16 protein-coding genes are annotated in these 24634 nt (G+C 66.3%); 9 read left to right on the top strand and 7 right to left on the bottom strand.

Going from position 1 to position 24634, the window contains the following annotated elements; translation table 11 throughout:
• The first annotated feature begins 72 nt into the window (after window positions 1-72).
• The 3 genes from ArtHe_RS02710 (at window position 73) to ArtHe_RS02700 (ending at window position 2730) form a co-directional block, all read left to right on the top strand.
• Entirely contained in the window at window positions 73-531 is a 459-nt protein-coding gene (locus tag ArtHe_RS02710) for a VanZ family protein (RefSeq protein ID WP_248318629.1), read from the top strand.
• A gap of 134 nt (window positions 532-665) precedes the next feature.
• Entirely contained in the window at window positions 666-2063 is a 1398-nt protein-coding gene (locus tag ArtHe_RS02705; protein WP_248318627.1) for an NAD-dependent succinate-semialdehyde dehydrogenase, read from the top strand.
• A gap of 301 nt (window positions 2064-2364) precedes the next feature.
• Entirely contained in the window at window positions 2365-2730 is a 366-nt protein-coding gene (locus ArtHe_RS02700; RefSeq protein WP_248318625.1) for an Hpt domain-containing protein, read from the top strand.
• A 96-nt stretch (window positions 2731-2826) separates the two neighbouring features.
• Here ArtHe_RS02700 and ArtHe_RS02695 read toward each other — a convergent pair whose 3' ends face one another.
• Window positions 2827-3615 carry a response regulator transcription factor gene (locus ArtHe_RS02695; protein ID WP_066299149.1) on the bottom strand — a complete coding sequence of 263 codons (789 nt, stop codon included), beginning with the start codon at window positions 3613-3615 and terminating at the stop codon, window positions 2827-2829.
• Between the two features lie 122 nt (window positions 3616-3737).
• Between ArtHe_RS02695 and ArtHe_RS02690 the strand changes: the two genes are divergently transcribed.
• Complete coding sequence (locus tag ArtHe_RS02690; RefSeq protein ID WP_248318623.1) at window positions 3738-5417, top strand: PAS domain-containing sensor histidine kinase; 1680 nt, start codon at window positions 3738-3740, stop codon at window positions 5415-5417.
• Window positions 5418-5444: 27 nt separating this feature from the next.
• Here the strand turns inward: ArtHe_RS02690 and sufU are convergent, their stop codons facing one another.
• The 6 genes from sufU to ArtHe_RS02660 all read right to left on the bottom strand — a co-directional run bounded on the left by sufU (window position 5445) and on the right by ArtHe_RS02660 (window position 17733).
• Window positions 5445-5909 (bottom strand): Fe-S cluster assembly sulfur transfer protein SufU, encoded by a 465-nt coding sequence (gene sufU / locus ArtHe_RS02685; RefSeq protein ID WP_248318622.1) that lies wholly within the window; start codon window positions 5907-5909, stop codon window positions 5445-5447.
• A 2-nt stretch (window positions 5910-5911) separates the two neighbouring features.
• Window positions 5912-7228: a cysteine desulfurase gene (locus ArtHe_RS02680; RefSeq protein ID WP_282568710.1), complete on the bottom strand. Its 1317-nt coding sequence runs from the start codon at window positions 7226-7228 to the stop codon at window positions 5912-5914.
• Between the two features lie 114 nt (window positions 7229-7342).
• Window positions 7343-8923, bottom strand: a complete 1581-nt coding sequence (locus ArtHe_RS02675) for a sugar transferase (RefSeq protein WP_248318620.1) — start codon at window positions 8921-8923, stop codon at window positions 7343-7345.
• Between the two features lie 413 nt (window positions 8924-9336).
• On the bottom strand, window positions 9337-12072 hold the full coding sequence (locus ArtHe_RS02670) for a LuxR C-terminal-related transcriptional regulator (protein ID WP_248318619.1): 2736 nt from the start codon (window positions 12070-12072) through the stop codon (window positions 9337-9339).
• Complete coding sequence (locus tag ArtHe_RS02665) at window positions 12072-14864, bottom strand: LuxR family transcriptional regulator (RefSeq protein ID WP_248318617.1); 2793 nt, start codon at window positions 14862-14864, stop codon at window positions 12072-12074. The genes ArtHe_RS02670 and ArtHe_RS02665 overlap by 1 nt, the downstream gene beginning before the upstream one ends.
• A gap of 178 nt (window positions 14865-15042) precedes the next feature.
• Window positions 15043-17733, bottom strand: a complete 2691-nt coding sequence (locus tag ArtHe_RS02660; RefSeq protein WP_248318615.1) for an AAA family ATPase — start codon at window positions 17731-17733, stop codon at window positions 15043-15045.
• A 264-nt stretch (window positions 17734-17997) separates the two neighbouring features.
• Here ArtHe_RS02660 and ArtHe_RS02655 point away from each other — a divergent pair, with 264 nt between their 5' ends.
• From ArtHe_RS02655 to ArtHe_RS02635, 5 genes are all read left to right on the top strand, one after another.
• Window positions 17998-18636, top strand: a complete 639-nt coding sequence (locus tag ArtHe_RS02655) for an acyltransferase (RefSeq protein ID WP_248318613.1) — start codon at window positions 17998-18000, stop codon at window positions 18634-18636.
• A gap of 147 nt (window positions 18637-18783) precedes the next feature.
• Window positions 18784-21489 (top strand): WecB/TagA/CpsF family glycosyltransferase, encoded by a 2706-nt coding sequence (locus ArtHe_RS02650; protein ID WP_248318612.1) that lies wholly within the window; start codon window positions 18784-18786, stop codon window positions 21487-21489.
• Complete coding sequence (locus ArtHe_RS02645; protein WP_248318611.1) at window positions 21490-22209, top strand: hypothetical protein; 720 nt, start codon at window positions 21490-21492, stop codon at window positions 22207-22209.
• Between the two features lie 6 nt (window positions 22210-22215).
• The gene (locus ArtHe_RS02640; RefSeq protein WP_248318610.1) at window positions 22216-23547 is read left to right on the top strand and encodes an MFS transporter; all 1332 of its coding nucleotides are present in this window, start codon (window positions 22216-22218) and stop codon (window positions 23545-23547) included.
• The gene (locus tag ArtHe_RS02635; RefSeq protein WP_248318609.1) at window positions 23544-24608 is read left to right on the top strand and encodes a WD40 repeat domain-containing protein; all 1065 of its coding nucleotides are present in this window, start codon (window positions 23544-23546) and stop codon (window positions 24606-24608) included. Before ArtHe_RS02640 ends, ArtHe_RS02635 begins: the two co-directional genes overlap by 4 nt.
• Window positions 24609-24634: the final 26 nt, after the last annotated feature.

Here is a 24634-nt window from a genome sequence, read left to right as displayed (position 1 = left end):
AACATCTGCGCAATCCGGATCATTCCGGCCCCCAGGCCACGGATTCCGCACTGACTCCGGAAATGAGCGAGCATGCAGAATCCCGCCCGCGGCAGGGTCCACCGGCGCAGGCCTGCCCTGCTGGCCGCCTCGGTGCTCTACTTCGGTGCCCTCTGCGCCGTCGTCCTCGCCCCCGCGCCCGTGGACCGCGGAACAGCGGGGGCGGTTCTGCGGCAGTTCCTGGAGCTCCTGCACAACTTCGGCATCCCGGCCTGGGTGGACTACGGCTTGGTTGAAACCGCTGCGAACGTCCTTCTCTTCGTTCCGCTCGGGCTGCTCGTTGGCACGTGGCTGGGCTCCCGCTGGACCTGGCTGGCTGCCGTGGCCGGCTTCTGCCTGTCCGCGGCCGTGGAGACCTGCCAGGCGCTGCTCCTACCCGACCGGGTTCCCACCCTGCAGGACGTCCTTGCCAACACCCTGGGAGCCGCGCTGGGCACCGCCGCCGTCTATGCCTGGCGGGCGGCGCGGCCAGGCATGGCTGCCAGAGCCTGACAGAACTTCCCCGGGCCTGCCGGACATGGCTCCCGGCCTCTCCGGACTGCGTCACCAACAGGTGATTTGTTTACCGTGAAGCCCGTTTCGGGGCATGATGACATAACCCACTTTTATGCGTAAGGAGTACGGACGTGAGCACCACTTCCAACACAACGGCCAGGTCCTACCGGGTAGTGAATCCCGCTACCGGTGAACAGGGCGAGGAATTCCCCACGGCCACCGACGCCCAGATCCAGGAAGCACTCGCGGGATCACAGGCAGCGTTCGAGTCCTGGCGCGGGGTTCCCATCGAGGAACGCAGCCGGATCGTGGCCCGGGTCGGCGAGCTTTTCACCGAACGTGTGGAGGAACTGGCCGCCATCATTACCGAAGAGATGGGCAAGCCGCTCGCCGAATCCAAGGGCGAAGCCGAGTTCTGCACCGACATCTTCAGCTACTTCGCCACTGAAGGTCCCGGGCTGGCAGCGGACCAGGAGATCAAGGCAATCGGCGGCGGCCGGGCCATGATCCAGAAGCTCCCGGTCGGGCCGCTGCTGGGCATCATGCCGTGGAACTTCCCCTACTACCAGGTGGCCCGATTCGCAGCTCCGAACCTGATGCTGGGCAACACCATCATCCTCAAGCACGCCGAGTCCTGCCCGAAGTCCGCGCTGGCGATCCAGAAAATCATGGACGACGCCGGGGTGCCCGCAGGTGTCTACACCAACGTCTTCGCCAACTACGACCAGATCGCGGACATCATTGCTGACCCGCGCATCCAGGGCGTCTCGCTCACCGGTTCCGAGCGTGCCGGAGCGATCATCGGCGAACTGGCCGGTAAGAACCTGAAGAAGGTCGTCCTGGAACTGGGCGGATCCGATCCCTACGTGGTGCTTGACGCCGAGGACGTGAAGGCTGCCGCTGGCCAGGCCTGGGCGACCCGCATCGAGAACACCGGGCAGGCCTGCAACTCCAACAAGCGGATGATTGTTATGGAGGACATCTATGACGAGTTCGTAGCAGAGCTGACCAACCTGGCCAAGGACCTGGTGCCCGGAAACCCCGCAGAAGGGGCCGAAGGCACCTACACCCCGCTTTCCTCCCGCACTGCCGCCGAAGGGCTGGCAGAACAGGTCCAGGACGCCGTCAGCAAGGGAGCTACCCTGCACGCCGGCGGCACCCTGCAGGACGGTCCCGGCGCCTACTTCGCTCCGGCAGTACTCACGGGCGTCACCCCGCAGATGCGCGCCTACCGGGAAGAGCTCTTCGGCCCCGTCGCCGTGGTGTACAAGGTCTCCAGCGACGAGGAAGCCGTTCAGCTCGCCAATGACAGCGACTACGGCCTCGGCGGCGCCGTCTTCTCCACGGACGAGGAGCGCGCGCGCCGCGCAGCGGCGCAGCTGGAAGTCGGCATGGCCAACGTCAACGGTGTCGGCGAAGGCGCCGACATCCCGTTCGGCGGCGTCAAGCGTTCCGGCTACGGCCGCGAGCTTGGCCCGCTGGGCATGGACGAGTTCGTCAACAAGCGGCTCTTCTACATCGCAGATTAGTTCCTTAGCGGCCGTTCACGGCCGCTAGGGCGACGCCGGTACCTTCCGAGGTGCCGGCGTCGTCCGTTAAGGGGTCCGGCCTGCAGCCCGGCAAAATTTCCGGGATCTTGAGCCTGCACGGGGAGAGTTCCTGAGCTTGCCCTGACACAGTTGGCAGCATTGACTCACCCGAATCCCCCACAAGGGGATTGCTGTCCATCAGGAGGACCCCCATGTCTCCCCGCCAGAGAATCGTGCCGGCAGGCTGCGCCACCCGCGCCTGCGGCGCTGCTCCCGCCCCACGACTTCCGAAATGATCGCGGTGACAGAACGCCCATCTTCCCAAACCCTGGTCTCCACCCGGGTTCTGCGCGAGCTGAGCGAACAAATGGGCCCGGAGATCTGCCACCAGTTCGTCGGAAACTACATCGATATGTGGGACGGACGCTTTTCCCGTCTTGTTGCGGCCCTGGACACCGCAGACTTCCCCGGCGCCATGGACGTGGTGCTCAGCATCAAGATCTCCAGCCAAATGGCCGGAGCCGAACGCCTCGCCGGGCTCGCTTCTCGGGCGCAGGAAATGGTCCGCAGCGCGGACCACTGCGGCCTTGCTTCACTGATCGAACCGATTCAGCAGTGCGGCGACGACACTGTGCGGCACCTCAGCCAGACATTTCCGGTCCGCTGACGCCGCCCCCGGAGCAGCCGCCGGGTTTCGGGGGATCTGTGTTTCAGGGAGCTGTATTTCAGGGAGCCAGGTGTCTGGGAGCCAGGTGTCAGGGAGCTACTGGGCCGGAGCGAGCCGGTACCCCACGCCGCGGACTGTTTCCAGCCAGCGCGGAGAACGTGAGTCGTCACCGAGCTTCCGCCGGACGTTCCCGACATGGACTTCGATCGTGCGTTCGTCCGACTCACTGATGTAGGACCCGGTGTCGTAGTCCTCCCCGCGCAGGCGGCGGACCAGATCGGTTTTGCTCCGCACCCGCCGGCCGCTTTCCAGAAGCGCCTGAAGCAGGTCAAATTCCGTGCGTGTGAGGTCCACGTCCCGGCCGGAAAGCTGGGTAGTGCGCGTTCCAGGGTCCAGCATGAGGCCGTTGTGCTGGAAAACACCGCTGTCCGCACTGGGTGCGGCTGCCTCGGGAACGGATGCCTGCGGGACTTCGGCAGCAGGTGCAGCAGCGGGTGAAGGGGCCGCTTCATCCTTGCGCGGGCGGCGCATCATGGCAGAAATCCGGGCGCGAAGCTCACGCGGCCGGAACGGTTTGGTGATGTAATCGTCTGCGCCGGCTTCCAGGCCCATCAGGGTATCCAGCTCTTCGGCACGTGCCGTGAGCATCACGATGTAGGCGTCGCTGAACAGCCGCAGCTGCCTGATGACCTCAAATCCGTCGATATCCGGCAGCCCAAGGTCCAGGGTGACGACGGCGGGATTGTGGGTGCGGACTGCTTCCACGCCTTCGGATCCGGTGGGACTTGCATGTACTTCAAAACCGGACTGCTGGAGTACTGCGTGCAGAAGATCGCGAATGTCTTTGTCGTCTTCGATAATGACGGCTACGCGCTGTGTTTCCATACTTTTTGTGGTTTTCCTGTCCTGCGAGACCTGCTGTACCCGCTCCCCTTATTCGGCATCCTACAGCCTAGGCAGATAAACTGCGGACTCCATTCACTCAAAAAATGCGAGGTTGCCGCCCCATGTCCAGATTCAAGGACGCGACCCTGTCCTCGCTGGGAAAGCGCAGGGACTTCTATTTGTTTGCCCTGCGCGACCGGGTGGCGCTGAGCCAGTCCCCTCTTGTTGTTGCCGTAGTCGTTTTGCTGCCGATCGTTTTTGTGGCCAAACCGGAGGCATATTCAAATCCTGAGTTCCTAACCGGCTTGGGTTTGATCACAGTTTTGTCGATTCTGTCCGTTTCAGTGCCGTGGGACCGCTGCTTCAAGCGGGCCTATTTACTGGTCCCGCTCCTCGATTTTGGCGCCATTGCCCTGCTTTACCGCGGCGTCCGGCCCGATGTTCCGGGCGTGGCTGCGCTGGCCGTTTTTCCCGTCCTCTGGCTGGCCTGGTCCGCCGTCGCGCCGCGCCTGGCAGCGTTGGCAGCTTTTTCCGGCGCCCTGCTGATTGCCTGGGCTCCACTTTTTGGCACCGACCCGGAGCCCGCAGATCTCCTCGCCCCTGCCCTGGTTCCGCTGGTGATGCTGCTGATGTATCTTGCCGCCGCCATCACTGTGCAGGACGCGACTGGGCAACAGCAGGCACTTGAGGAAAAGGACCGGGAGCTCAAGCGCAGCCTGCAGGACAGCCGGCGGCGCGCACAGCTCCTCGATGCCGTCCAGGACACTATCGACGTCGGCGTTGTGGTCCTGGCCAGGGACGGCCACATCATGCTGATGAACAACCGGCAGCTGGCCACCCATCAGCTCTCCGTTCCTGCGGATACTGACGGCGAAGACGAAGCCGACATGCTGCTCTTCGAACAGGACGGCTGCACTCCCCTGCCCGCAGCGGACCGCCCGATGGCCCGGGCTCTGCGCCGCGAAGCCTATTCGGGCAGCCTCATGTGGGTCGGCCGCGGTGCGGAGCAGCGTGCCATGGCAGTATCGGCCCGCCCGCTGAACGATGAGGACGGGGAGTTCAACGGATCGGTCCTGGCATTCAGCGACGTCACGGACATGCTGCGGGCCCTGCGGGCGAAGGAAGATTTCGTGGCGAGCGTCTCACACGAGCTTCGAACTCCGTTGACCTCGATCATCGGCTACCTTGACCTCGCCATATCCGATGCCGAAGATGAGGGCCTCTCTGAATCGCTGCAGGGATCCCTGTCCGTGGCGCTGCGTAATGCCGAGCGGCTGCTGGTCTTGGTCGCCGATCTGCTGACGACGGCGTCGGACTCCATCTATCTCGAAGCCGGAGAGCTCTCCCTGCGCGATCTGGCGCGGTCGGCTGCCGACTCGGCCGGGCCCCGGGCCGACGCAGCGGGGATCCGGCTTGTGGTCGATGCTCCCGCCGATGTCCGCGGGGTCTTTGATTCCACGCGCATCCAGCAGGTTCTGGACAACCTCGTCTCCAATGCGATCAAGTACTCCCCGGGCGGAGGTACCGTCACCCTCCGGGTGCTCAGTGGTGAAGCATCCGTGGTGCTGGAGGTGGAAGACGAAGGCATGGGGATGTCCGACGCCGAACAGGGTGAGGTCTACAACCGGTTTTTCCGTGCCGCTGCCGTGAAGAAAGCGGGGATACCCGGCGTCGGACTTGGCCTTGGCATCACAAAGGACATCGTCGCCGCACATGGGGGGACCATCTGCCTGACATCCCAGCCAGGTGCCGGGACGACGTTCCGGGTGGAGCTGCCCCTGAAGAAAACCGCCGGCAGGTAGGACCCGGCGGCGGTCGTCTGCGCGCAGCTAGTGGGCGGTCTGAATAGCTTCCTCCAGCGCAACCCACGCGAGCATGGCGCACTTCACCCGCGCCGGATAGCGGGACACCCCGGAGAAGGCCGCGGCGTCGCCGAGCACCTCTTCGTCAGCTTCAACCGTTCCGCGCGAACGCATCACTTCCCGGAAGTTCTCCACCAGGCCCAGCACCTCGTCGCGGGGCAGGCCTGCGGCCAGTCCGGCGACGACAGAGGCGGACGCCATGGAGATGGAACATCCCTGGCCTTCCCAGCTGATCCCGCCCACCGTCGCACCGTTTGCTGCCGCACTGTCCAGGGCCGCGCGGAGAGTGATCTCATCACCGCAGGTCGGGTTGAGCTGGTGTGACTCCCCCTTGGCGGTTCCTTCCGGAGGGTCCACCAAACCTTCACCGTGCCGGAGCTTGGCGTGTTCCAGGATGATTTGCTGGTAAAGCTGCTCCAGGTCCGAGCTCATGGCTATTTCACTCCAAAGAATGGACGGACGCCGGCCACTGCTTCAAGCAGCGCATCAACGTCTTCCGTGGTGTTGTAAATGTAGGTGCTCGCACGGGTGCTGGAGACGAGCCCCAGCCGGCGGTGCAGCGGCTGGGCGCAATGGTGGCCCACCCGCACGGCAATGCCCTTGTCATCGAGGAACTGGCCGACGTCGTGCGAATGGACACCGGCGACGTCGAAGGCCGCCAGCCCAATCCGCTCCACCCCTGCTGGAGGGCCCAGCACCTTAACTCCGTCAATCTGTTCCAGTCCGGTGACCAGCCGCTGGCCCAGCTGTGCTTCCCACGCGTGGATCCGGTCCATACCGGTCTCCTGCAGGTAGTTGACGGCCGTGCCCAGTGCCATAGCCTGGGAAATCCGCTGTGTCCCTGCCTCGAATCGCTGCGGGGCGGGCAGGTACTCCGCCTTTTCCATCGTCACGGTGGTGATCATGGACCCGCCGGTCAGGAACGGCGGCATGGCATTGAGCAGTTCGGCCTTGCCGTACAGCACACCGATCCCGGTCGGTGCAAGCATCTTGTGGCCGGAGAACGCTGCGAAATCAACGTCCAGGGCCTTTACGTCAACGGGCAGGTGCGGAACGGACTGGCAGGCGTCCAAAACCACCAGCGCGCCACGCCGGCGGGCCATATCCACCAGGGTTCCCACCGGGTTGATGGTTCCCAGCACATTGGAAGCGTGGGTGAACGCCAGCACCTTGGTCCGGTCACCGATCAATTTCTCGGCTTCCTCCAGCCGCAGGGCCCCGGAGTCGTCCACGGGAATCCAGCGCAGTTCAGCCCCGGTGCGCAGTGCCAGTTCCTGCCATGGAATCAGGTTGGCGTGGTGTTCCATCTCGGTCACCACGATCTCGTCCCCGGGACCGAGGACGAAGCGCCGGGCCGCTTCTCCCCCGCGTCCCGCTGTGGCGTTGGAAAACGCGTAGGTAACCAGGTTCAGTGCCTCCGTGGCGTTGGAGGTCCAAACAACCTCTTCCGGAGCGGCGTTAATGAAGGCTGCAACCGTGCGGCGTGCGTCTTCAAAGACGTCGGTGGCGGAAACGGCAAGGGTGTGGGCTCCGCGGTGCACCGCGGAATTGCGCTGTTCGTAGAACTCCTGCTCGGCCTCGATCACGCTCAGCGGATTCTGCGACGTCGCTCCCGAATCCAGATAGACCAGCCGGCGCCCGTTGACATCCTGGTCCAGGATGGGAAAGTCATTTCGGATCCTGACCACCTCCGCGTCGTCCAATGGCCCGGAAGCTTGGTGCAGGGTGGCGGGGGTCGAAACCACAGACACGGTCGGTTCTCCTCTGCTGGGGGCATCCTGCGGCGAGATTACGCAAGACAAGTCTGACCTAATCATCCCACGGCGGAGGTACTAAGGCATCTGAGTCTCGCCTAAGTTTGCGTCTCAGTAAGCGCCTTCGGGCTGGACCATCACCCTGACCGTGCGCCACATGATCATCAGGTCACCGGTCAGCGACCAGTTCTCGACGTAGAACAGATCGAGGCGGATCGACTCGTCCCAGGCCAGGTTGGACCGTCCGTTGATCTGCCACAGACCGGTCAGCCCGGGCTTGATCAGCAGGCGGCGGTGTGTGGAGCCCTGATAACCCTTGACCTCTGACGGCAGGGGCGGACGCGGCCCGACCAGGGACATGTCTCCGCGCAGCACGTTCCACAGCTGAGGCAGTTCATCAAGGGAGAACCGGCGCATCCACCGTCCGCACCGGGTTACCCGCGGATCGTGTTTGAGCTTAAACAGGACACCTGCGCCCTGGTTCCGGTTCTTCAGGCCCGCCAGGCGCTGCTCTGCGTCCACCACCATAGACCGGAACTTCAGCATCTGGAACGTACGGCCCCGCACGCCCACACGCTGCTGGCGGAAGATCACGGGCCCTTTACTGTCAAAGTGCACGATCAGGAACAGCGCTGCGAAGACCGGTGCCAGTCCCACCAGCGCCACCGAGGCAAGCCCAATGTCCAGGCAGCGTTTGAGTACGTGTTTCCCACCGCTGTACTGCGGCAGTTCCACATGCATCAGGGGCAATCCCTCAACCGGACGCCAATGGATCCTGGGTCCAGCCACATTGGTCAGGCTCGATGCGAGGATCAACTCCGTCGCTGTGTTTTCCAGCCGCCAGCCCAGTTCACGGATGTAGCGGTTGCCGCCCGGAACCGGGCCCGCCACGATCACCGCGTTGGCTCCAAGTGCACGGACCTGCTCGGTGATTTCGTCCGGATCCGTGGCCAGCGGAAGCCCGGCTTCAAGGACGCCGTCCAGCTCCGGTCCCGGCCCGCCGGGAACCACAAGGCCAGCTACCTGGTAAGTGGCGGAGGCGTGGGCTGACACCTGCTTCACCACATACGCAACATCCTCGGAACAGCCGAAAACCACCACCCGGGATAGGTAATGGCCCAGCCGGCGCTGCGAATTCAGCCATTTGCGCCAGCACCAGCGGCCCAGGAAAAGCCCGCCAAGTCCCAGCGGCAGCGAGACGGCGAGGACGGTGCTGGAAATATCCCGCTGCAGAAGCACCATGGCCAGGGCTACACCGCCGAACATCCTTAGGGTTGCCGTGGCGATTCGCTTGTACTCGTCCACACCGATTCCGAGGAGGCGCTCCTCCCGCGTCCGGTATACGGCCAGACCCGCGTTCCAGGCGAACAGCAGCAGGAGGAGAAAACCCACATGACGCAGGGCTTCCGCGGTGAAACCCCGGTTAGTCAGGGTGATGACTGCTGCCCACCCTGCGGCGAGGGCCAGAACGGTCACCACGAAGTCGGTGCTGATCAGGCCGGCCCGGTATTGGCGGCGCCACCGGTCCTCAGGAGCTTTGGTCCTGGGCCGGGGCTGGGCCGCCGCCCAGTTCTCCGTAATGATGTCTGTCCGGGGTGGGAAGCCGAGCGGCGGCGGTGTCAGCGCCTCGTGTCCATGCAGACTGTGCCGATTGGGCCTGGCCCGGACGGAGCGTGTGTTCAGGGGTGCCATTTCAGCACGCCCCCCAAACCGGAAGCTGGGAAGGAGCCGGCGACGGCTGGGGGGAAGTCTGGGTCTCAGCAGACTTCGACGCCGCCGGCTCCGCATGTGGAGGTTTCATCTCCGGTGTTGGCCGGTTGAAACCAGGGATCCGAGCTCCGCTTGGGGGGAACGCAGGTGAGCCGCGCATGGGAGACCTTCTTTTGCACTTCTTTGCACTTCCAAACTGACTCGTTTAGTAAATGCCAGATGCGGAGGTGGCGCACCAGTAGTAGTCACCCTAAAAAGAACCCTATTCACCTAACCATCCGGGCACCCTACTTGCCGCTGGCGCCGGTGCTACTTGCGGGGCTTCCGGCAGCAGTGTGCCGCAGCACGCGTAACGCGCTGCGGCACACTGGTTATGACGTTTTGCTGGCTCCAGGCTAGTGTCCGGCGAGCACCCTGGGCTCGGCTTCCAACGCCCGGTACACGGCTTCGAGCTCCGTGCGCTTGCTGATCCCGAGCTTTACGTAGATCCGGTAGACATGCCCCTCGACTGTGCGCTGGGAAAGCGTGAAACGGGTGGCAACATCCTTGGTGCTCGCGCCTTCCAGCAGCAGTTTCACAATCTCGTGCTCCCTTTTGGTCAGGCGTACCTGATGAACGCTGGGACTGAGATAGGAAACGGTGACCCCGGCGAGTTCGTCCCGGCGCCGCCGCAGCTGCTGAATCAGGGCACGCTGCCGGCGCAGGTTGTTGTGCGCCCCGTAATACCGGATGGCATGGCCGATGCATTCGACGGCCACCAGGAACTTCCTGCGGCGGACCGCTTCATCTGCTGCCGCCACCATGCGTTCAGGGTTATCCGCAGCGACGGCAGCGGCATAGGCATGCAGCGCGGCCGCCTCGCCGCCTTCGAAGGAGTCGGTCAGGTCCACCAGGCGGCGCGCCTGTTTCAGGTCGCCGATTGCCATCGCCAGCTCCAGGATGTCCTTCTCCGCCGCATATTGTCCAAGTTCACGGGCTTCGGCCGCTAGTTCGCGCACCAGGGGCGGCGGAGGCTCCTCTGAACCCTGCGGCGCGAGGGCTGCTGCGGCGAACGCCCGAGCCGTCAGGGACAGGGCCCGGGGGCCGGTATATCCCACCCCGCGCAGCTCGCCGGCGAACCGGGCAGCCGGACCGGTGTCGTCCACTACGGCAGCCACGTAGCCAGCCACGGCCAGGGCGTAGGGCAGCAGCCGTTCCGGATCGCGTGCCCGCAGAGCTTCGATTGCAGGCCGAAGCCGCCGCAGTCCCTCGCGGTAGCGGCCCTGATGAATTTCGAGCGCTCCCTCCAGCACCCCGATGGTGCCACCGAAGGCCAGGAGATGATGCGGGTCAGCGGTTTCCAGCTCTGCGGCCAGTAACTGGCTGAGCTTCTCAAACCGGCCAGCGTGCAGCAGTGCAAAGCTTCGCCGGAGGAACAGGCTGCCGCGCACGCTGCTTCGAGCCAGCGGCTCCTGCAGCAGTTCGTCCTGTGCCTGGTGCGCGGCCGTCACGGCCTCGCGGGCGGCACCGGCGGCGGTACGGACTTCCGAGACAAGAGCGAAGCCCAGAGCCTTGAACTCGTGCAGCGCGGGGGATTCCGTATCCGCCGTCGTACGGAGGCTTTCGGCCTCCAGCAGTGCCATGGTGGCAGCCGCAGATGCGCCTTGGGCCAGCAGATTGCCGTCAGCCACCCGCGCCCACAGCTCCAGGACGCTCTCACCCGCCGCCAGCCAGGTGGTCCGTTCGTCCCTTGCCTGGAGTCCGGCAAGTTCCGCATCGCGGGCAGCCCAGGCACCGGCCAACATACGGATCCGGTCTCCCGTCTGATCAGAGCACGCTGCCAGCTGCGCCGTTGCCAGTACCGCGAAATCCAGGGTGGCGGTATCCGGTGCCGTGCTGACGGCATCATCCAGGCCGGCCCAGGCGTCGGGGAAATTGCCCAGGGCCTGGTGGGCCGCAGCCGCCTCCACATTCGCCCGGGCCGAAAGAGTGCCAGGGCGGACTGCTTGGGCGAGCCGCAGCGCCAGCTCGGAGTCCCCGGCAGCATTCGCGGCCCGCGCCCCCTGCACCAGGGCGGCGTCCTGCGGGTCTTCCCCGCAGTCCAGTGCCCACCCCAAATGCCGCGGAGATTGCGGAATCCGTTCCGCGGCTCCGCCCTCCCCCAGCAGGTTCTGTCTGATCTCGATGCTGCGCATGGGTGGTACCAGGCTGCGGATGGCATCTGAGTGCAGTGCCTGCGCCATCCCGAGCTGATCCGGAAAATCTGAGACCGGTTCCAGGTAGCCTTCATCGACCAGGGTCTGCACGGTTTCCTGGTCCGTCAGCGCCGCCAGTGCGGAGCGGGACAGGACGCCGGCCAGCGCCACGGTTTCAAGCACGGTCCGTTCCAGCGGGGTGCGGCCGGCCAGCAGCCGCTTGGCGAGGTCCTGGGCCGTTGGTTCCAAGCCACCCGGAAGAGAACGCAGATACCAGCACTCGTTGCGCAGCAGCAGCTCGCCGCGGCGCCGGGCACCCGTAATCAGCGCCTTGACGTAAAGCGGATTACCTCCCGAGATCTGCGCGAGGACCGCACTGGAAGCGGTGAGCACCGGCCCGCCAAGCTGCTGCACGCAGAGTTCATGAACAGCTTCCAGCGGCAACGGCTGCAGATCGAACCTGGACATCAGACCGTCCCGGGCGAGGGAGAGAAGTTCCTGCATGTGGACACCGCGGCTGCGCGAGAGGACGACGAGCCGGAGCTCCCCGGACATGGCCAGCTGGACGAGGATGTGGCTGGATGCCTCATCCAGATGATGGGCGTCGTCGACCATCAGCAGCGCCTGAGGGTGCCCGGCTTCAGCACGGACCCGGAAGTAGCGGCGGATGTTCCGCAGCACCACGAGCGGGGATTCCAGGTCCTCTGCCGCCGCGGGCTCCATGAAGGGCGTAAGCACGCCGTAGGAGATCCGGGAGAGCACGGGGCTTCCGTGGATCCGGTAGACGGTGACGATCCCGTCCAGCCGTGACAGGACTTCCTCCGCCAGCGCACTCTTGCCCATGCCTTCCGGCGCCAGTACGACGACGCCGCGCAGCACCGGGTCCAGGAGACGGCTTGCGATGTCTTCCGCTTCGGCAGCGCGAAGGAACGCCGGCTGCTTTGCCTGGCCCGCCATTACTGTGCTCCCGCCACGGCAGCCGGTTTCCCTGCGGCGACCAGCCGGGCTAGTTCCCGCCTGCTTCCGACGTGCAGTTTGGAATAGATCTGATAGAGGTGGCCTTCCACCGTGCGGACGGAAATAGAGAGTTCCTGGGCGATAATTTTGTTGCTTGTTCCATTCGCAGCAGAACGGGCGATGACCCGTTCCCGGGCGGTCAACCCGCGCAGGCAGTCCTCCACCTCGCCGTCGTGATCTGCCTCTGCTGAAAGCAGCCGCCGGCTGCGGTGGATGAAGCGCACGGTGGCTCGGTCGCCCGCTCCGGATGCCACTTCCAACGCTTGTTCCCTGATTTCCCGGGCGAGCAGGTCATGGCCGTCGGCGTGTGCCGCGTCGGCCGCGAGAAGCAGCAGCTGGGCGTCGAATTCCCCGGCGCCCTTGGCGTATATTTCACAGAACCGGGCGAAGTTTCCCTGCAGCCCGGATGCTATATCCAGCAGCTGCTGTGCAGCGTCTGTCCTGCCAAGGCGCACTGCGCCCAGTGTGGCCAGCAGCGCATAGGAGCCTGCGCCGCGTTCCTCATCCGCTGCGGCGAGTTCTTCCAGCGTGGGTCCGGTTTCAGGGGACTTCAGCACACCCTGCGCAAGGACCGCGAAGTGGGCTCCCGTCCGCTGCATAGCCCAGGACGGGGATCCCGATACCGCGCCGGCGGACCGCAGATGCTCCCAGGCCCGATCGTCCTGGCCCTGGAGCGCAGCGGCATAAGCAGCGGCACACTGGACAGTCCGCAGCATTCCGAATGGGTCCGCTGCTTCCAGCTGCCTGAGCGCAGGCAGCAAATGCGCCGTCGCGGCAGGGCCCCGGCCTTCGAAGGCCCGGAGCATCCCTTCGCAGATTTCCCGGACGGTTCCGCCAAAGGCACCGTGTTCCACCGCGTCCGTTTCCGGAGCCAGGCAGGCGTCCGCAGCCGCCACGGCGCCGGTGACCAGCAGAACGTGGACGAGCCGTGCCCTGGCCTCCGCGGCGGGCCCTTCCTCCAGATCCGACGGAAGGCCATCGGCCAGCAGGTTCCAGAGAGTTGCTGCCAGCTCCAGGGCATCGCTCTGCCGGTCGGTCATCCCCCACGCCTCGCAGAGCCATGACCCCACCAGGACGCGGAAGCCACGGCCGATTTCGTCTCCCCGGGCGTAGACGCCGGAGAGGAAGGCAGCGGATTCCGTGTACTTTCCATGCTGGGAGAGGCAGCGGGCGCGGGCCAGGGTCAGCTCGCCTGTGAGCTGCGCGGCCTCGGCGCGTCCCATTCCGCGGTCCCGCAAGGCAGCCAGCATCCGCTCACCCTCGTCAAGCAGGGAGGTGTGCTTCCCGGTGTTCGTTCCTCCCTCCGGCAGCGGCGGCAGGTTGTCCCTGATCTGCTCCGTGACTGCCAGGCAGCCTGCCCGGCTTTCAGCCATCAGCAGCCGCAGGTTCTCGACAGAAGCGGAGGGTGCCCCGCCAGCCTGCCTGTGCCGGTCCACGATGCCAGCCGCAGCCTGGTGATCGCGGCGGTGGAGATGCGCGCAGGCAAGCTCCAGTACCGCTGCCGGAGACGACAGGTAGTTCGGATCTGCGGTGATGAACCGCTCCGCAGCGGCAGAATCCCCCTCATCGTTCGCGGCGCGGCCGGCGGACAGTGCCAGTTCCGGAGTTAGTTTGGCCCCGGCGGACAGCAGCCATTCGGCGCTGCGCAGCGGTGGGGAGACGATGGGGTCCGGCAGGATCCGGTCCAGCAGCTCCTGCCGCCGTCCTGCGTCGAGCTGGGCGCGCAATACCGTTCCCAGCGTCGGGTCGACCAGGGACAGTGCCGGAACCCCTGCATGGGTGAGCAGCAGCAGACCGGCTTCCTGCAGGGCATCCACATCCAGGCTGTCCACGTGTTCAAGGATCTGGGTCAGGGGCAGGGCGCCGGCAAGGGCGAGGAACTCAAGCAGTTCCCGCTGGCCAGGTTCAAGGGCAGATAATTTGATCCCCATGGCGGCGTAGAGACGAGGGAACGCCGGCTGCCTTCCGGGTGCCAGCACCCACACTCGGCCGGCAAGAACCAGCCGGCCACTGTCCCGGTAATCAGCGGCGGCGGCCAGCAGCCGGCTCGGATTACCTCCACTGATCCGGGCCAGGTCCTCTGCCGCGGCCCGGCTCACCGGCCCCCGCAGCTCGGCCTCCAACAGGTGCGCGCAGTCCGACGGCAGCATGGGTTCCAGGTCCAGGCGGGTCAGCAGCCCTTCCCGCCACAGCCCCATGAACTCCGACGGGGCGGCACTGAAGTCGCGGAACGCCGCAATCATGCGGGCGGACCGGTTCACTACCATCTGGCTAAGCACCATGGCGGAAAACTCGTCCAGCTCCTCCGCGTTATCCACGGCCAGGATAATGGTTCGTCCCGCGGCACGTTCGCGGACCAGTGCCGTAAGGCCCCGCAGGATCAGCACTGGGTGGGAGGAAGCCTCCGGATCCAGGTCGGAAAGCAGGAAGGTGAGCGCCCCGAACGGGGTGCGCCCGGCGAACGCTGAGCCCCGCACATGGATGGTGTAGGCATCCTGGCCATGGAGCTGCAGGACGTGGCGCATAAGTGCGCTCTTACCGCTGCCTTCCTCGCCGATGAGCAGGCAGCCGGTCGCGGGAGAATCCGGTTCCAGCCTCTCAGCGATCGTCTGGATGAGCCTGGCCCTGCCCAGGAACAGGGAATCGGCACGCGGCTGCCAGTCCGGACCGGTGCCGGCAGCAGCGGAAGGCGCAGCGTATGCGGTGGCGCCCGTCGAATGATGATCGTCCACAGTGAGACCTCTTCTATACAAACCCATCTGACCCGCGTTGGCGGGCGTTCATCAGAGTAGGTAGGGCCCCTGCACACCGGCTTGAGTAGCAATCACCAGTAGTTGGCTTTACTTACTCGAATAACAGGCGTGGCATTCCATGCCGATACTTGGTCTCCTCCTCAACAATCAACAGCCGCTACTTGTACTCACCGTCCTTTTCCGGCTGCTGGCCCCCCGGATCATCCCCCAGCAGGCGCCGCAGTTCGGCGCGTCCGGACACATACAGTTTTTGGAAGATCCGTCCCAGGTGCCAGTCCACTGTCCGCGGCGACAGGTGCAGGGCGTTTCCCAGCCGGACACTGGATTCGCCAGCGGCGGCCCGGACGGCCAGATCCCGCTCAAACTCGGACAGGGAGGCCAGCCGCCGGGCGATGCCGTTGGCCTCTGCCAGGAACCGGTAGCACTCGTTGGCCACGGACCGGGCGCGCCTGGCCCCGTCCCGGTCCTTGCTGGCCACGGCCGCATCGTGGGCAGCAAGCGCTGTCTTATGCCCCAGCCCAAAGTGACCCAGGTGAAGCAGCTGCCGCGCGACGTCGGACAGCATTCGGCCGGACCGCTGCCGCAGCCCGGTTCCGAGGGAACGCCACATGCCGGCGTTGGTTCCTTCTCCCTCGCCCGCGGTGCTTTCCAGCAGCACGGCAGCCTGGCCGTCCCCGGACAGCGCGGCCGTAGCGAAACAGAGCACCGCTTCCGGATAGCAGCCCTGCATCTTGGCCTGGACACCCTGGTCTGTAAGGACCGCTGCCGAGGCCCGGTCCGACTTCCGAGCAAGTACGGCCGCCGCCAGGAAGAACCTGGTGACCGCCGCGATATGGAAAGCCGGCCGGCATCTGTACTCCGGTGCTGCCGCCAGGTATTCGCCCATCTTGTCCCAGTCCTGGTTGGCCGCGTAGGAATAGGCAGTCGCCGCAAATGCGAGCGGCAGCAGCTCCCGCGGATCGCGGACTTCCAGCTGCCGGAGCGCAGGGAGCAGCGATTCCAGCGCAGCGTCGGGGCGCCCGCTCAGCGCGTGGACCACCCCGGCGGGCAACTCCATCCAGGAACCCAGGTAGGTGTCCAGATGACGCAGCCGGGCTGAACCGTTGAGCAGTTCAAGGGCGAGCGTCAGATCTCCCGTCAGTACATAGGTGCACAGGATTCCCGTCAGGACGTCCGCGCCCACGACTTCGGGCAGTCCGGCGGCTGCCTGCAGGTCGGCCCAGAGTGCGGAAGCTTCGTCCCGTGCCTCATCCGTACTGCCGGCCAGGGCCAGAGCCTGGGCGCGGCAGACACGGCCGGTAAAACGGATAGTTTCGGCCACGGACCGGTCCCTGCACAGGGCTTCCAGTCCTTCCGGGAGCGCCGCCAGGTCTGCGTCCTGCACAGCGAGGGTCGCCTCGGCCACCAGAATGCTGTGCTGCGCTCCACTGCGCTCCGGTTCCTGCAGCGCCGCCGAGGCAGCAGCCGCCTGCCGCAGTGCGGCCCGTGGATCAACCGCAGGCTGGGGCAGCCTCCGTGCTATTGCTGCCAACTCCAGCAGGGCGGGTACAGCTGTCCCGGCGTCCTGACGGTCAACCAGGGCCCGAAGGTCGCGCTCGGCTTCCCGCAGCCGGTCGGTTGCGGCCAGGGCCCGGGCCCGTTCCAGCAGCAGCCCCGGGCTGGGTGAGTCCACCGCGGCACTTATCTTGAGGGCGGTCTCCGGCTCACCGGTACGGTTCGCCGCCGCGCAGGCCCGCTGCGCCAGTTCCACGGGCAGGGTGTTGCCTGAGGACGCGGACCACCGGGCATAGGCCTTCGCCGGGGCATCGGAAAATGTGGAGAGGTCGGGGTCGGTGTCCATAATGTCCTGCCACAGGTCAAAGGACCTGCCCACCGGTATCAGCCCGGCCACCAGGCGCGCATACAGCGGTTCCCGCAGCGAGACGGTTCCCTCGCCGTGGCCGATCCTGAGCACGCCGCGTTCCTCAAGGCTGTCCAATGAGTCCGGGTCCGCGACCGCCAGCAGTGTTTCAAGGGGAAGGCCCGGACACAGGGAAGCCAGTTCCACGATCCGCCGCTCCTGCTCCGGCAGTCCGCGGTACCAGCTCTCCATCCAGTCCGAAATCTCACCGGTATAGGTCAGCGGCCCGGTAAGCGTCCAGGTTCCGCCGCGGTCCTGGATCCGCCCCGCCACAATCTGGTCCCTGCACAGCAGGGAGGTGAACAACGGATTTCCCCGTGTATCGGCCCATACCGTGCGGACAGCCAGGGCAGACAAACGGCCTCCGGCCACCCCCTCCATCAGGGCCTGGGCCTCGCACGTTTCCAGCGGCCCCAGATCAATGCGGCGGATCATTCCGTCCGACCACAGACGGACCATCTCCTCGCCGCAGCGCAGGAGGTCCGGAGTGGTGGCCAGAAGCGTCACGACGGACTGGCGGGCCAGCTGGACCGTCACCGTCTGGCTCAGCGGGTCCAGTTCATGGGCGTTGTCCACCACCAGGAGGGTCCGCCGGCCCTCAGCCAGCCGGGCCAGATGCTCCTTTAGCCCGCGGAGGACCTGCACTGGATTATTCAGCACGGATTCCGGGAGTTCACACAGCAGCCAATTCAACGGACCGTAATCCGTCCGGGCCGACACCGCGCTCCCCCGGATGTGGACTACGTGGAAGCCCAGTCCGACGGCACGGGCCACGTGGTTGGCCAGGGCGGTCTTTCCGATGCCTTCCGGCCCCACAATCACCGCTCCGCCTTTGCCTTCCACGGCAGACATTGCGAATCTGACCGCCTCACCGCGCCCGGCCAGCTGTAACGGTTCCCCGGCAGCGGCCCGGCTTTGATGCAGCTGCACCGGTGGAACAACGCGCATGAAATTTCCGCCTCTTACGCTTGGATTCGTGTCGGGGGTCCGAGGACAAAGCGTAGGTTCGGGGATCAGGCACTGCTACAAGTAGTCATTACCCCCTTTTGCACCACTTGCGTGGACTCCGGAGAGGCCGGAAACAGATTCGCTACTTGGGACCGAGCGGACAGTACCTGCGGGTGTCCCTGAGCGCCCGGGCGCGGCACCGGAGCGGTAGGGTGTGGCCAGCGGACCGGCCGAAGGTGCGCACACAGCCGAAAGGAAACGGGCATGAGCCGGATCGAAAGTACGGCGGATGTCGCCGGGAATGCAGAAATCGGCAGCGGGACCCTCATCTGGCATCAGGCCCAGGTACGTGAAGGGGCCTCACTGGGTTCAAACTGCGTTGTTGGCCGCGGCGCCTACATCGGTCCAGGCGTTCAGATCGGGGACAACTGCAAGATCCAGAACCATGCCCTGGTTTATGAGCCCAGCGTTTTGGGCAACGGCGTCTTCGTCGGTCCGGCAGCGGTCTTCACAAATGATACGTACCCACGGGCAGTGAATCCGGACGGGTCCTTGAAGAGCGCCGCCGATTGGCACCCGGTGGGTGTGGTGGTTGAGGACGGCGCCTCTATAGGGGCCCGCACCGTCTGCATCGCCCCGGTGCGGATCGGCCGCTGGGCAACGGTTGCCGCCGGTGCCGTGGTAACCCGCGATGTTCCGGCCTATGCCGTGGTCGCAGGTGTGCCGGCGAGGCAGGTCGGCTGGGTGGGACCGGCCGGGTATCCGCTGGCGCAGGGACCGGAACCGGAAGACTGGAGCTGCCCGGTAACGGGCGACTGCTTCCGGCTGGACGCCAGCGGCCTGCAGCCCGTACCGGGCCGGACTGCGGTATCCGGAACCGTCGAAGAGAGAAACGCTACTTAGTTCCAGCGGTCGGAACAGGTAGAACTTCTCGGCTCCGGCGCCTCTTCCGGATCCCACACCGTCGGCAGACCCGTAGCTGCTACCCGGTGCTGCTTCTCCCCGCACTCCTATTCTCACTGCTCGTACATACGAGCCTGAGGAGCGGACTTGGCAAGACAAAGCAATAACGCGGATGGCCGTGCGCCTGGGCGGCATGTGGCCCGGAAAGGCGGGGCGCAGAGCGCCACCCGCCTTTTCATGGGTGGCGTCGAGGTGGATCTGCGGACCGCTGAGCAGGCACTGGCCACCATCGGTGACCGTGCAGGTCAGGCCCTGCCGCTGGCCGTGGCTTCCATTAATCTGGACCACCTGCATTACTTCGGGGCCGGGGGCCGCTGGCAGGGTTCGCTGCAGGCGTCCCAGGTCTCTGCCGGAGTCCCTGCGGGAGTCCAGTGGCTAAACCTGATCGACGGCGCACCGCTCGCCTCCCGTGCCAGCGCCCTGACCGGTACCCGGTGGCCCCGCCTCGCCGGCAGCGACCTCATCCACCCAATCCTCGATAACTGCCAGGAGCACGGACTGCGCGTCGGGTTCCTGGGCGGTACGGCCGCGACCCAGCTGGAGCTGATGCAGCTGCTCGCGCAGCGGCGTCCGGGTCTCGTGGTTGCCCGGTGCTGGGCGCCGTCCCGTTCCGCGCTCGCAGATCCTGCAGCCAACCGGGCCCTGGCCGCAGAAATTGCCGGCGCCGAAGTAGACGTCCTGGTGGTGGGGCTCGGCAAACCGCGGCAGGAATTGTGGATCGCGGAGTACGGTCCGGACACCGGTGCAGGAGTGCTGCTGGCCTTTGGCGCCGTTGTTGATTTTCTCGCCGGACGCATCCAGCGCGCTCCGTCCTGGGCCAGCAGCAACGGCCTCGAATGGGCCTGGCGGCTGAGCCTGGAACCACGGCGGCTGGCCCGGCGCTACCTTCTCCAGGGCCCGCCCGCCTATGTACGGCTGCGGCGCCGCAGTACGGCCCGGGCGGCCGGCTTCCTACACCTGGTCCCGGCAGTCCAGCAGCCGCTCCCCGCTCCGGACGCCGGCCAGTTTGCACCGGCACACGGCTACGCGGATATCTGCGTCCTCACCGTGACCCACAACAACGCCCGGGATATCGGTACGTTCCTCGAATCCCTGCGTGCGGAAACCGCCGATCTGACCATCCGCGTCGTCGCCGCGGACAACTCCTCGACTGATGCCACTGTCCGGGAGCTTACCCGGCACAGCGACGTGGCGGTGGTGCGCACGGGCGGCAACCTCGGGTATGCCGGCGGCATCAACGCTGCCGCACAGCTGGCCGGCGACGCCGGTGCGGTCCTGGTGCTGAATCCGGACCTGCGGGTGGAGCGTGGAGCCCTGGCCGCCATGCTCCGCCGCCTGCACCAGCTGGGCAGCGGAATCGTGGTGCCGCGGCTCGCCGATGAAGACGGCAGTACCTATCCGTCCCTCCGCCGTGAACCAACCATTACCCGCGCCCTGGGTGATGCGCTGGCGGGGCGCCGGCTTTCCCGCCGTCCTGCGTGGCTCTCCGAAATTGAGTACGACGGCGAAGCGTATGCCTTCGCACATCCGGTGGAGTGGGCTACCGGCGCGGCACTGCTGGTAGACATGCCCCTGGCCCGCCGGCTTGGGCCCTGGAACGAGTCTTTCTTCCTCTACTCCGAGGAAACTGACTACTTCCGGCGTGCCAGGGACTCGGGGGCAGCAGTGTGGTTCGAGCCGGCTGCAGCCATGGTCCACCGGCGCGGCGGCTCGGGACAGTCCCCGGAACTCTCAGCCCTTATGGCCGTCAACCGGGTCCGCTACGCCGAGCTGCACCGCAGCCCCGGCTACGCGGCAGTCTTCGGCAGCATGGTGCTGTTGGCGGAAACCCTGAGAATCGGCGGTGCCGGCCACCGGCTCGCCGTGCGCACCCTCCTGGCCCCCGGCCGGCGCCGTTTCCTGCCGATGGCTGACGGGCGCGCCGTCCCCCACCCTCCGGCTGGTGCTTCACCTATTCCGCCTGGCTCCGTGATCATCCCCTGCCACAACGAAGAAGCGGTCATCGGCGAGACCCTCGATGCCCTGGCCCCGGTGGCTGCGGCCGGTGTGCAGGTGATAGTAGTCTGCAACGGCTGCAGCGATGACTCGGCGCGGGTCGCCCGGTCCCGTCCCGGCACCACCGTCCTGGAACTTGCGGAAGCGTCCAAGACAGCGGCGCTGAATGCCGGAAACGCAGCAGCTGACCGGTGGCCCCGTTTGTACCTGGATGCTGACATCCGGATTCGGCCGGAGACCGTTCAGGCCGTTTTTGAAGCCCTGGAGGGTGGAGCCCAAGCCGTGCGGCCGGCAGCGGAATACGACCTCGACGGTGCAGGTTTCCTGGTCCGTTCCTATTACCGGGCCCGCCGGCATCTGCCCGGCGCGGAGCACTCGCTCTGGGGAGCCGGTGCCTACGCATTGAGCGCGCAGGCCGGAACCCGGCTTGGCCAGCTGCCCCCGGTCGTAGCGGATGACCTCTATGTGGACCGGTTCTTCGCCGGTGCCGAGAAGTCGGTACTGGACTGTCCACCCGTCCTGGTGCGGCTGCCACGGGACCTTGCCGGCCTGCTGGCAATCCTGCGGCGCACCTATCGTGGAAACTCCGAGCAAGGCGCCCTGCACGGCACAATGCTTGCCAGTGCGGCGGGTGTCCTACGTTCCGTGCGGGGGCCGCGCAGCGCGTTCGATGCCGCGGTTTATGCAACCCTGACCATCACCGGCCGCCGGCTGGCCGCTGCCTCCCGCCCGGGCACCGTCTGGGAACGGGACAACAGCAGCCGGGTACCGGTGCAGCAGCGGGACAGGGCATCCTAGATGGCGAAGCTGATGCGCGGCACCAAGGCCTTCGTTGTGGCCGGGCTTATTCTCGCGGCCGTGCTGGTGGCGGGCGGCATTATTCTATCCGGCCTGCCCGGTCCTGCATCCGGGCCGGAAGCCGACACCAGTGCCGGCACCGGCACCGACGCCGGCACAGACACCGGCGGACTATCTCCCGGTTCCGCCCCGGCGCCCGGTGAATACACCGCGGAGGACGCCGCTTCGGTACCCGGCGCCAGGCCGCCGGCAGCATCCCCTGACCCGGAACGGCCGCTGGAAGTTCCCCCGGGATCCGCTGTGGCAGGAGCCGGAACACTCCCGGCGTCGCGTGTCCTTCCTGAGGCGAAAACACTTTTGGAGCCCCCGCTGCCGCCGGCTGATGCGGCAGAGGGCCGGTTGGTGGATGCCTTCCCTGAGCACGTGCTCCCACTGTCTCCGGGTACGAAGGTATTGGCTTCCTCCATCGCGTCCTCCGGCAACACCCTCCAGGCTGGGCTGAGAGCGAGCACCAGTTCAGGCACCGACGAGGTCCTGGCGTTTTATGCCGGCCACTTCGAGTCCCTGGGGTTCCAGCCCGGTGCTCCTGAAACCTCCGGCGGCACCACCACCGCCGTCTGGTCCTACGGCACCAGCGCTGTCACCGTCAGCGTTGGACCGGCAACCGGTGGGGCGGATCTGCCGTACTCTGTGTTCGCCGTTCTTCGGGCCGGGGTATAGGCAGCCATGTACCTCTCACTCGCAGATCAGCGGGCACGCCGGCGGAACCGGAACGCTCCGGCCCAGGTCCCCTTCCTGCTCTCTCCCGTCATTGTCTGGCTGGGGATCGTCAGCCTGCTCACCGATGTTTCCTCCGAGGCCGTGGCGGCGGTGCTGCCGGTTTACCTCACCGGAGCACTGGGGCTGTCCATCCTCGCCTATGGTTTCCTGGATGGCCTTCAACAGGGCATCAGCTCCGTCGTCCGGATTGCCGCCGGATGGACTTCGGACACCGTGGACCGCCCGAAATGGGTGGCTGCTGCCGGCTACGGATTGTCCATGGTTGCCCGGGCCGGGCTGCTGGTCTCAGCCTCAGTCGGCGCGGTGGCTTCGGTAATCACGCTGGACCGGATCGGCAAGGGCATCCGCACGGCACCTCGGGACGCTCTGATTGCCACGGCAGCCCAGCCCGAGCACCTGGCCCGGTCCTTCGGTGTACACCGGATGCTGGACACTGTGGGAGCAACAGCCGGCCCGCTGCTGGCCTTCGGAGTGCTGCTGATCCTGCCCGGCGGCTACTCGACTGTCTTCGTTTTCTCGCTGGGGGCCGCCGTCCTGGGCGTCGCTGTGCTGGTCCTGCTGGTTCCCAACCTGCGGTCCGCCCGGCAGGATCCGGCTCCCATTGCTGCTCCGGACCCCTCAGCGGGACCGGATTCCCGCCGGGTTACCGCCCGCCAAGCCCTGCGGGACCTGAATTCCTCCGCGGTGCGCCGGCTCCTCCTGGCCGCGGGGCTGCTCGCCCTGGTCAGTGTGGGCGACGGGTTCCTGTATCTGCTGCTCCTCAGCGGAGGGGGGTTCAACCCGGTGTGGTTCCCTCTTCTCTTCGTTGGGACGAATGCCGCCTATCTGTTGCTCGCCATCCCGCTGGGCCGGGCCGCCGACCGCTGGGGCCGGCACAAGGTGTTCCTGCTGGGACACCTTGGCCTGCTGGCAGCCTATGCCTGTGCCGGGATGGGCGGCCTGCCCGCGGTCCTTGCCTGCCTTTTGGCGCTGGGTGCCTTTTACGCCGCCACCGACGGGGTGCTGGCCGCAATGATGGGATCCCTGGTGCCCGCACGGCTCCGTGCCACCGGTATCGCTGCCGCCCAAACGGCCGTCGCCGTCGGCCGCCTGGTGGCCTCGAGCGCTTTCGGAGTCCTTTGGTACACGCTCGGCCCGGAAACCGCGTTGTGGACGGCGGCAGCAGCTCTGGCGCTGGTGCTGCCGGTTGCGGTTTGGCTCATCCGGTCAACCGGGGCCAGACGCAGCGTGGAAGCGGCCCGCGCCGGTGGCGGGAATCCAGGCGGCGAGAATTCGTGAGTGCCCTGGACGACCGTTCCCCGGCGGCGCGCCCGTTGCCGGACGGGCCGGGACCTTCGCCGGCACGCTGGCGGGTGCTCGCAGTGGTGACGGCCGCCGTCGTCGCCGGAAGTACCTTTTACGGCGTCTCAGCGTTCCAGCAGTACCAGGCGCGTTCAAGCGCTGCGCCGGGTGTCGCCGTTGAGCAGAACCCGCGAGCAGCAGGCGGCGGATACGTAGTGTTCCGAAACACGGCCTCCGGCGAAGGCTATGGGCATCTTGGGAGCGTTCCGCTGACAGCGCCCGGCGGGCCCCGGAGGCTGGAGGACACGGCCTGTGATCGGGTTTACGCCACAGCGTCGGTCCGTTCCTGCCTGCAGACGACGCCGGGGGTGCTGACTACCTTCTCCGACGTCGTGCTGGACCCGGACGGCGCCCAGCTGGCGGCCTGGCCGCTGCCGGGCATTCCCAGCAGGACACGCATTTCACCGGACGGGTCGCTGGTGGCGTCCACCGCGTTCGTCACCGGGCACTCCTATGCCGGCGCCGGATTCTCCACGGAAACCCGCATCACTGCCCTTGACGGCCCGGATTACGGCAACATCGAAGACTTCACGCTGCTGGTGGAGGGCATCTCAGTGACCGCAGCGGACAGGAACATCTGGGGAGTCACCTTCAGTACGGACGGAGACACGTTTTATGCCACGGCGGCCAGCGGCGGTTCCACCTGGCTGGTCCGCGGCAGCCTCTCTGCACGGTCCCTGACTGCCCTGCGCGACGGCGTTGAATGCCCCTCGATCTCCCCCGATGGACGGCGGATTGCCTTCAAGAAGGACGTCTCCGGTTCTGCCGTTCCGCATTGGCGGGTGGCAGTACTGGAGCTGGACAGCCTGACTGAAACGGTCCTCGACGAAACCCGCAGCGTGGATGATCAGATTGAGTGGCTGGACGAAGGCACGGTCCTGTACGGGCTTCCGCGCCAGGGCGCTTCCGGCGATTCGGATGTCTGGTCACTGGACACAGCGGGTGGACCGCCGGAGCTGTTTGTCGAACATGCATGGTCACCGGCGGTCGTACGCTGATGCCGAGGAAATCCCGGCTGCCCGCA

This window comes from Arthrobacter sp. Helios, from assembly GCF_023167125.1.
In the GTDB taxonomy this organism is placed as follows: Bacteria; Actinomycetota; Actinomycetes; order Actinomycetales; family Micrococcaceae; genus Arthrobacter_B; species Arthrobacter_B luteolus.
Note: the sequence above shows the minus strand (reverse complement) of the source record. Positions and strands in the feature narration are given on the sequence as shown.

Excerpts from the sequence above, each read along its gene's own strand:
- ArtHe_RS02675 (WP_248318620.1), bottom strand. The coding sequence starts at position 8,923 with ATGGCACCCCTGAACACACGCTCCGTCCGGGCCAGGCCCAATCGGCAC.
- ArtHe_RS02690 (WP_248318623.1), top strand. The coding sequence starts at position 3,738 with ATGTCCAGATTCAAGGACGCGACCCTGTCCTCGCTGGGAAAGCGCAGG.
- ArtHe_RS02660 (WP_248318615.1), bottom strand. The coding sequence starts at position 17,733 with ATGCGCGTTGTTCCACCGGTGCAGCTGCATCAAAGCCGGGCCGCTGCC.
- sufU (WP_248318622.1), bottom strand. The coding sequence starts at position 5,909 with ATGAGCTCGGACCTGGAGCAGCTTTACCAGCAAATCATCCTGGAACAC.
- ArtHe_RS02645 (WP_248318611.1), top strand. The coding sequence starts at position 21,490 with ATGGCGAAGCTGATGCGCGGCACCAAGGCCTTCGTTGTGGCCGGGCTT.
- ArtHe_RS02710 (WP_248318629.1), top strand. The coding sequence starts at position 73 with ATGCAGAATCCCGCCCGCGGCAGGGTCCACCGGCGCAGGCCTGCCCTG.
- ArtHe_RS02640 (WP_248318610.1), top strand. The coding sequence starts at position 22,216 with ATGTACCTCTCACTCGCAGATCAGCGGGCACGCCGGCGGAACCGGAAC.
- ArtHe_RS02695 (WP_066299149.1), bottom strand. The coding sequence starts at position 3,615 with ATGGAAACACAGCGCGTAGCCGTCATTATCGAAGACGACAAAGACATT.
- ArtHe_RS02670 (WP_248318619.1), bottom strand. The coding sequence starts at position 12,072 with ATGGCGGGCCAGGCAAAGCAGCCGGCGTTCCTTCGCGCTGCCGAAGCG.
- ArtHe_RS02655 (WP_248318613.1), top strand. The coding sequence starts at position 17,998 with ATGAGCCGGATCGAAAGTACGGCGGATGTCGCCGGGAATGCAGAAATC.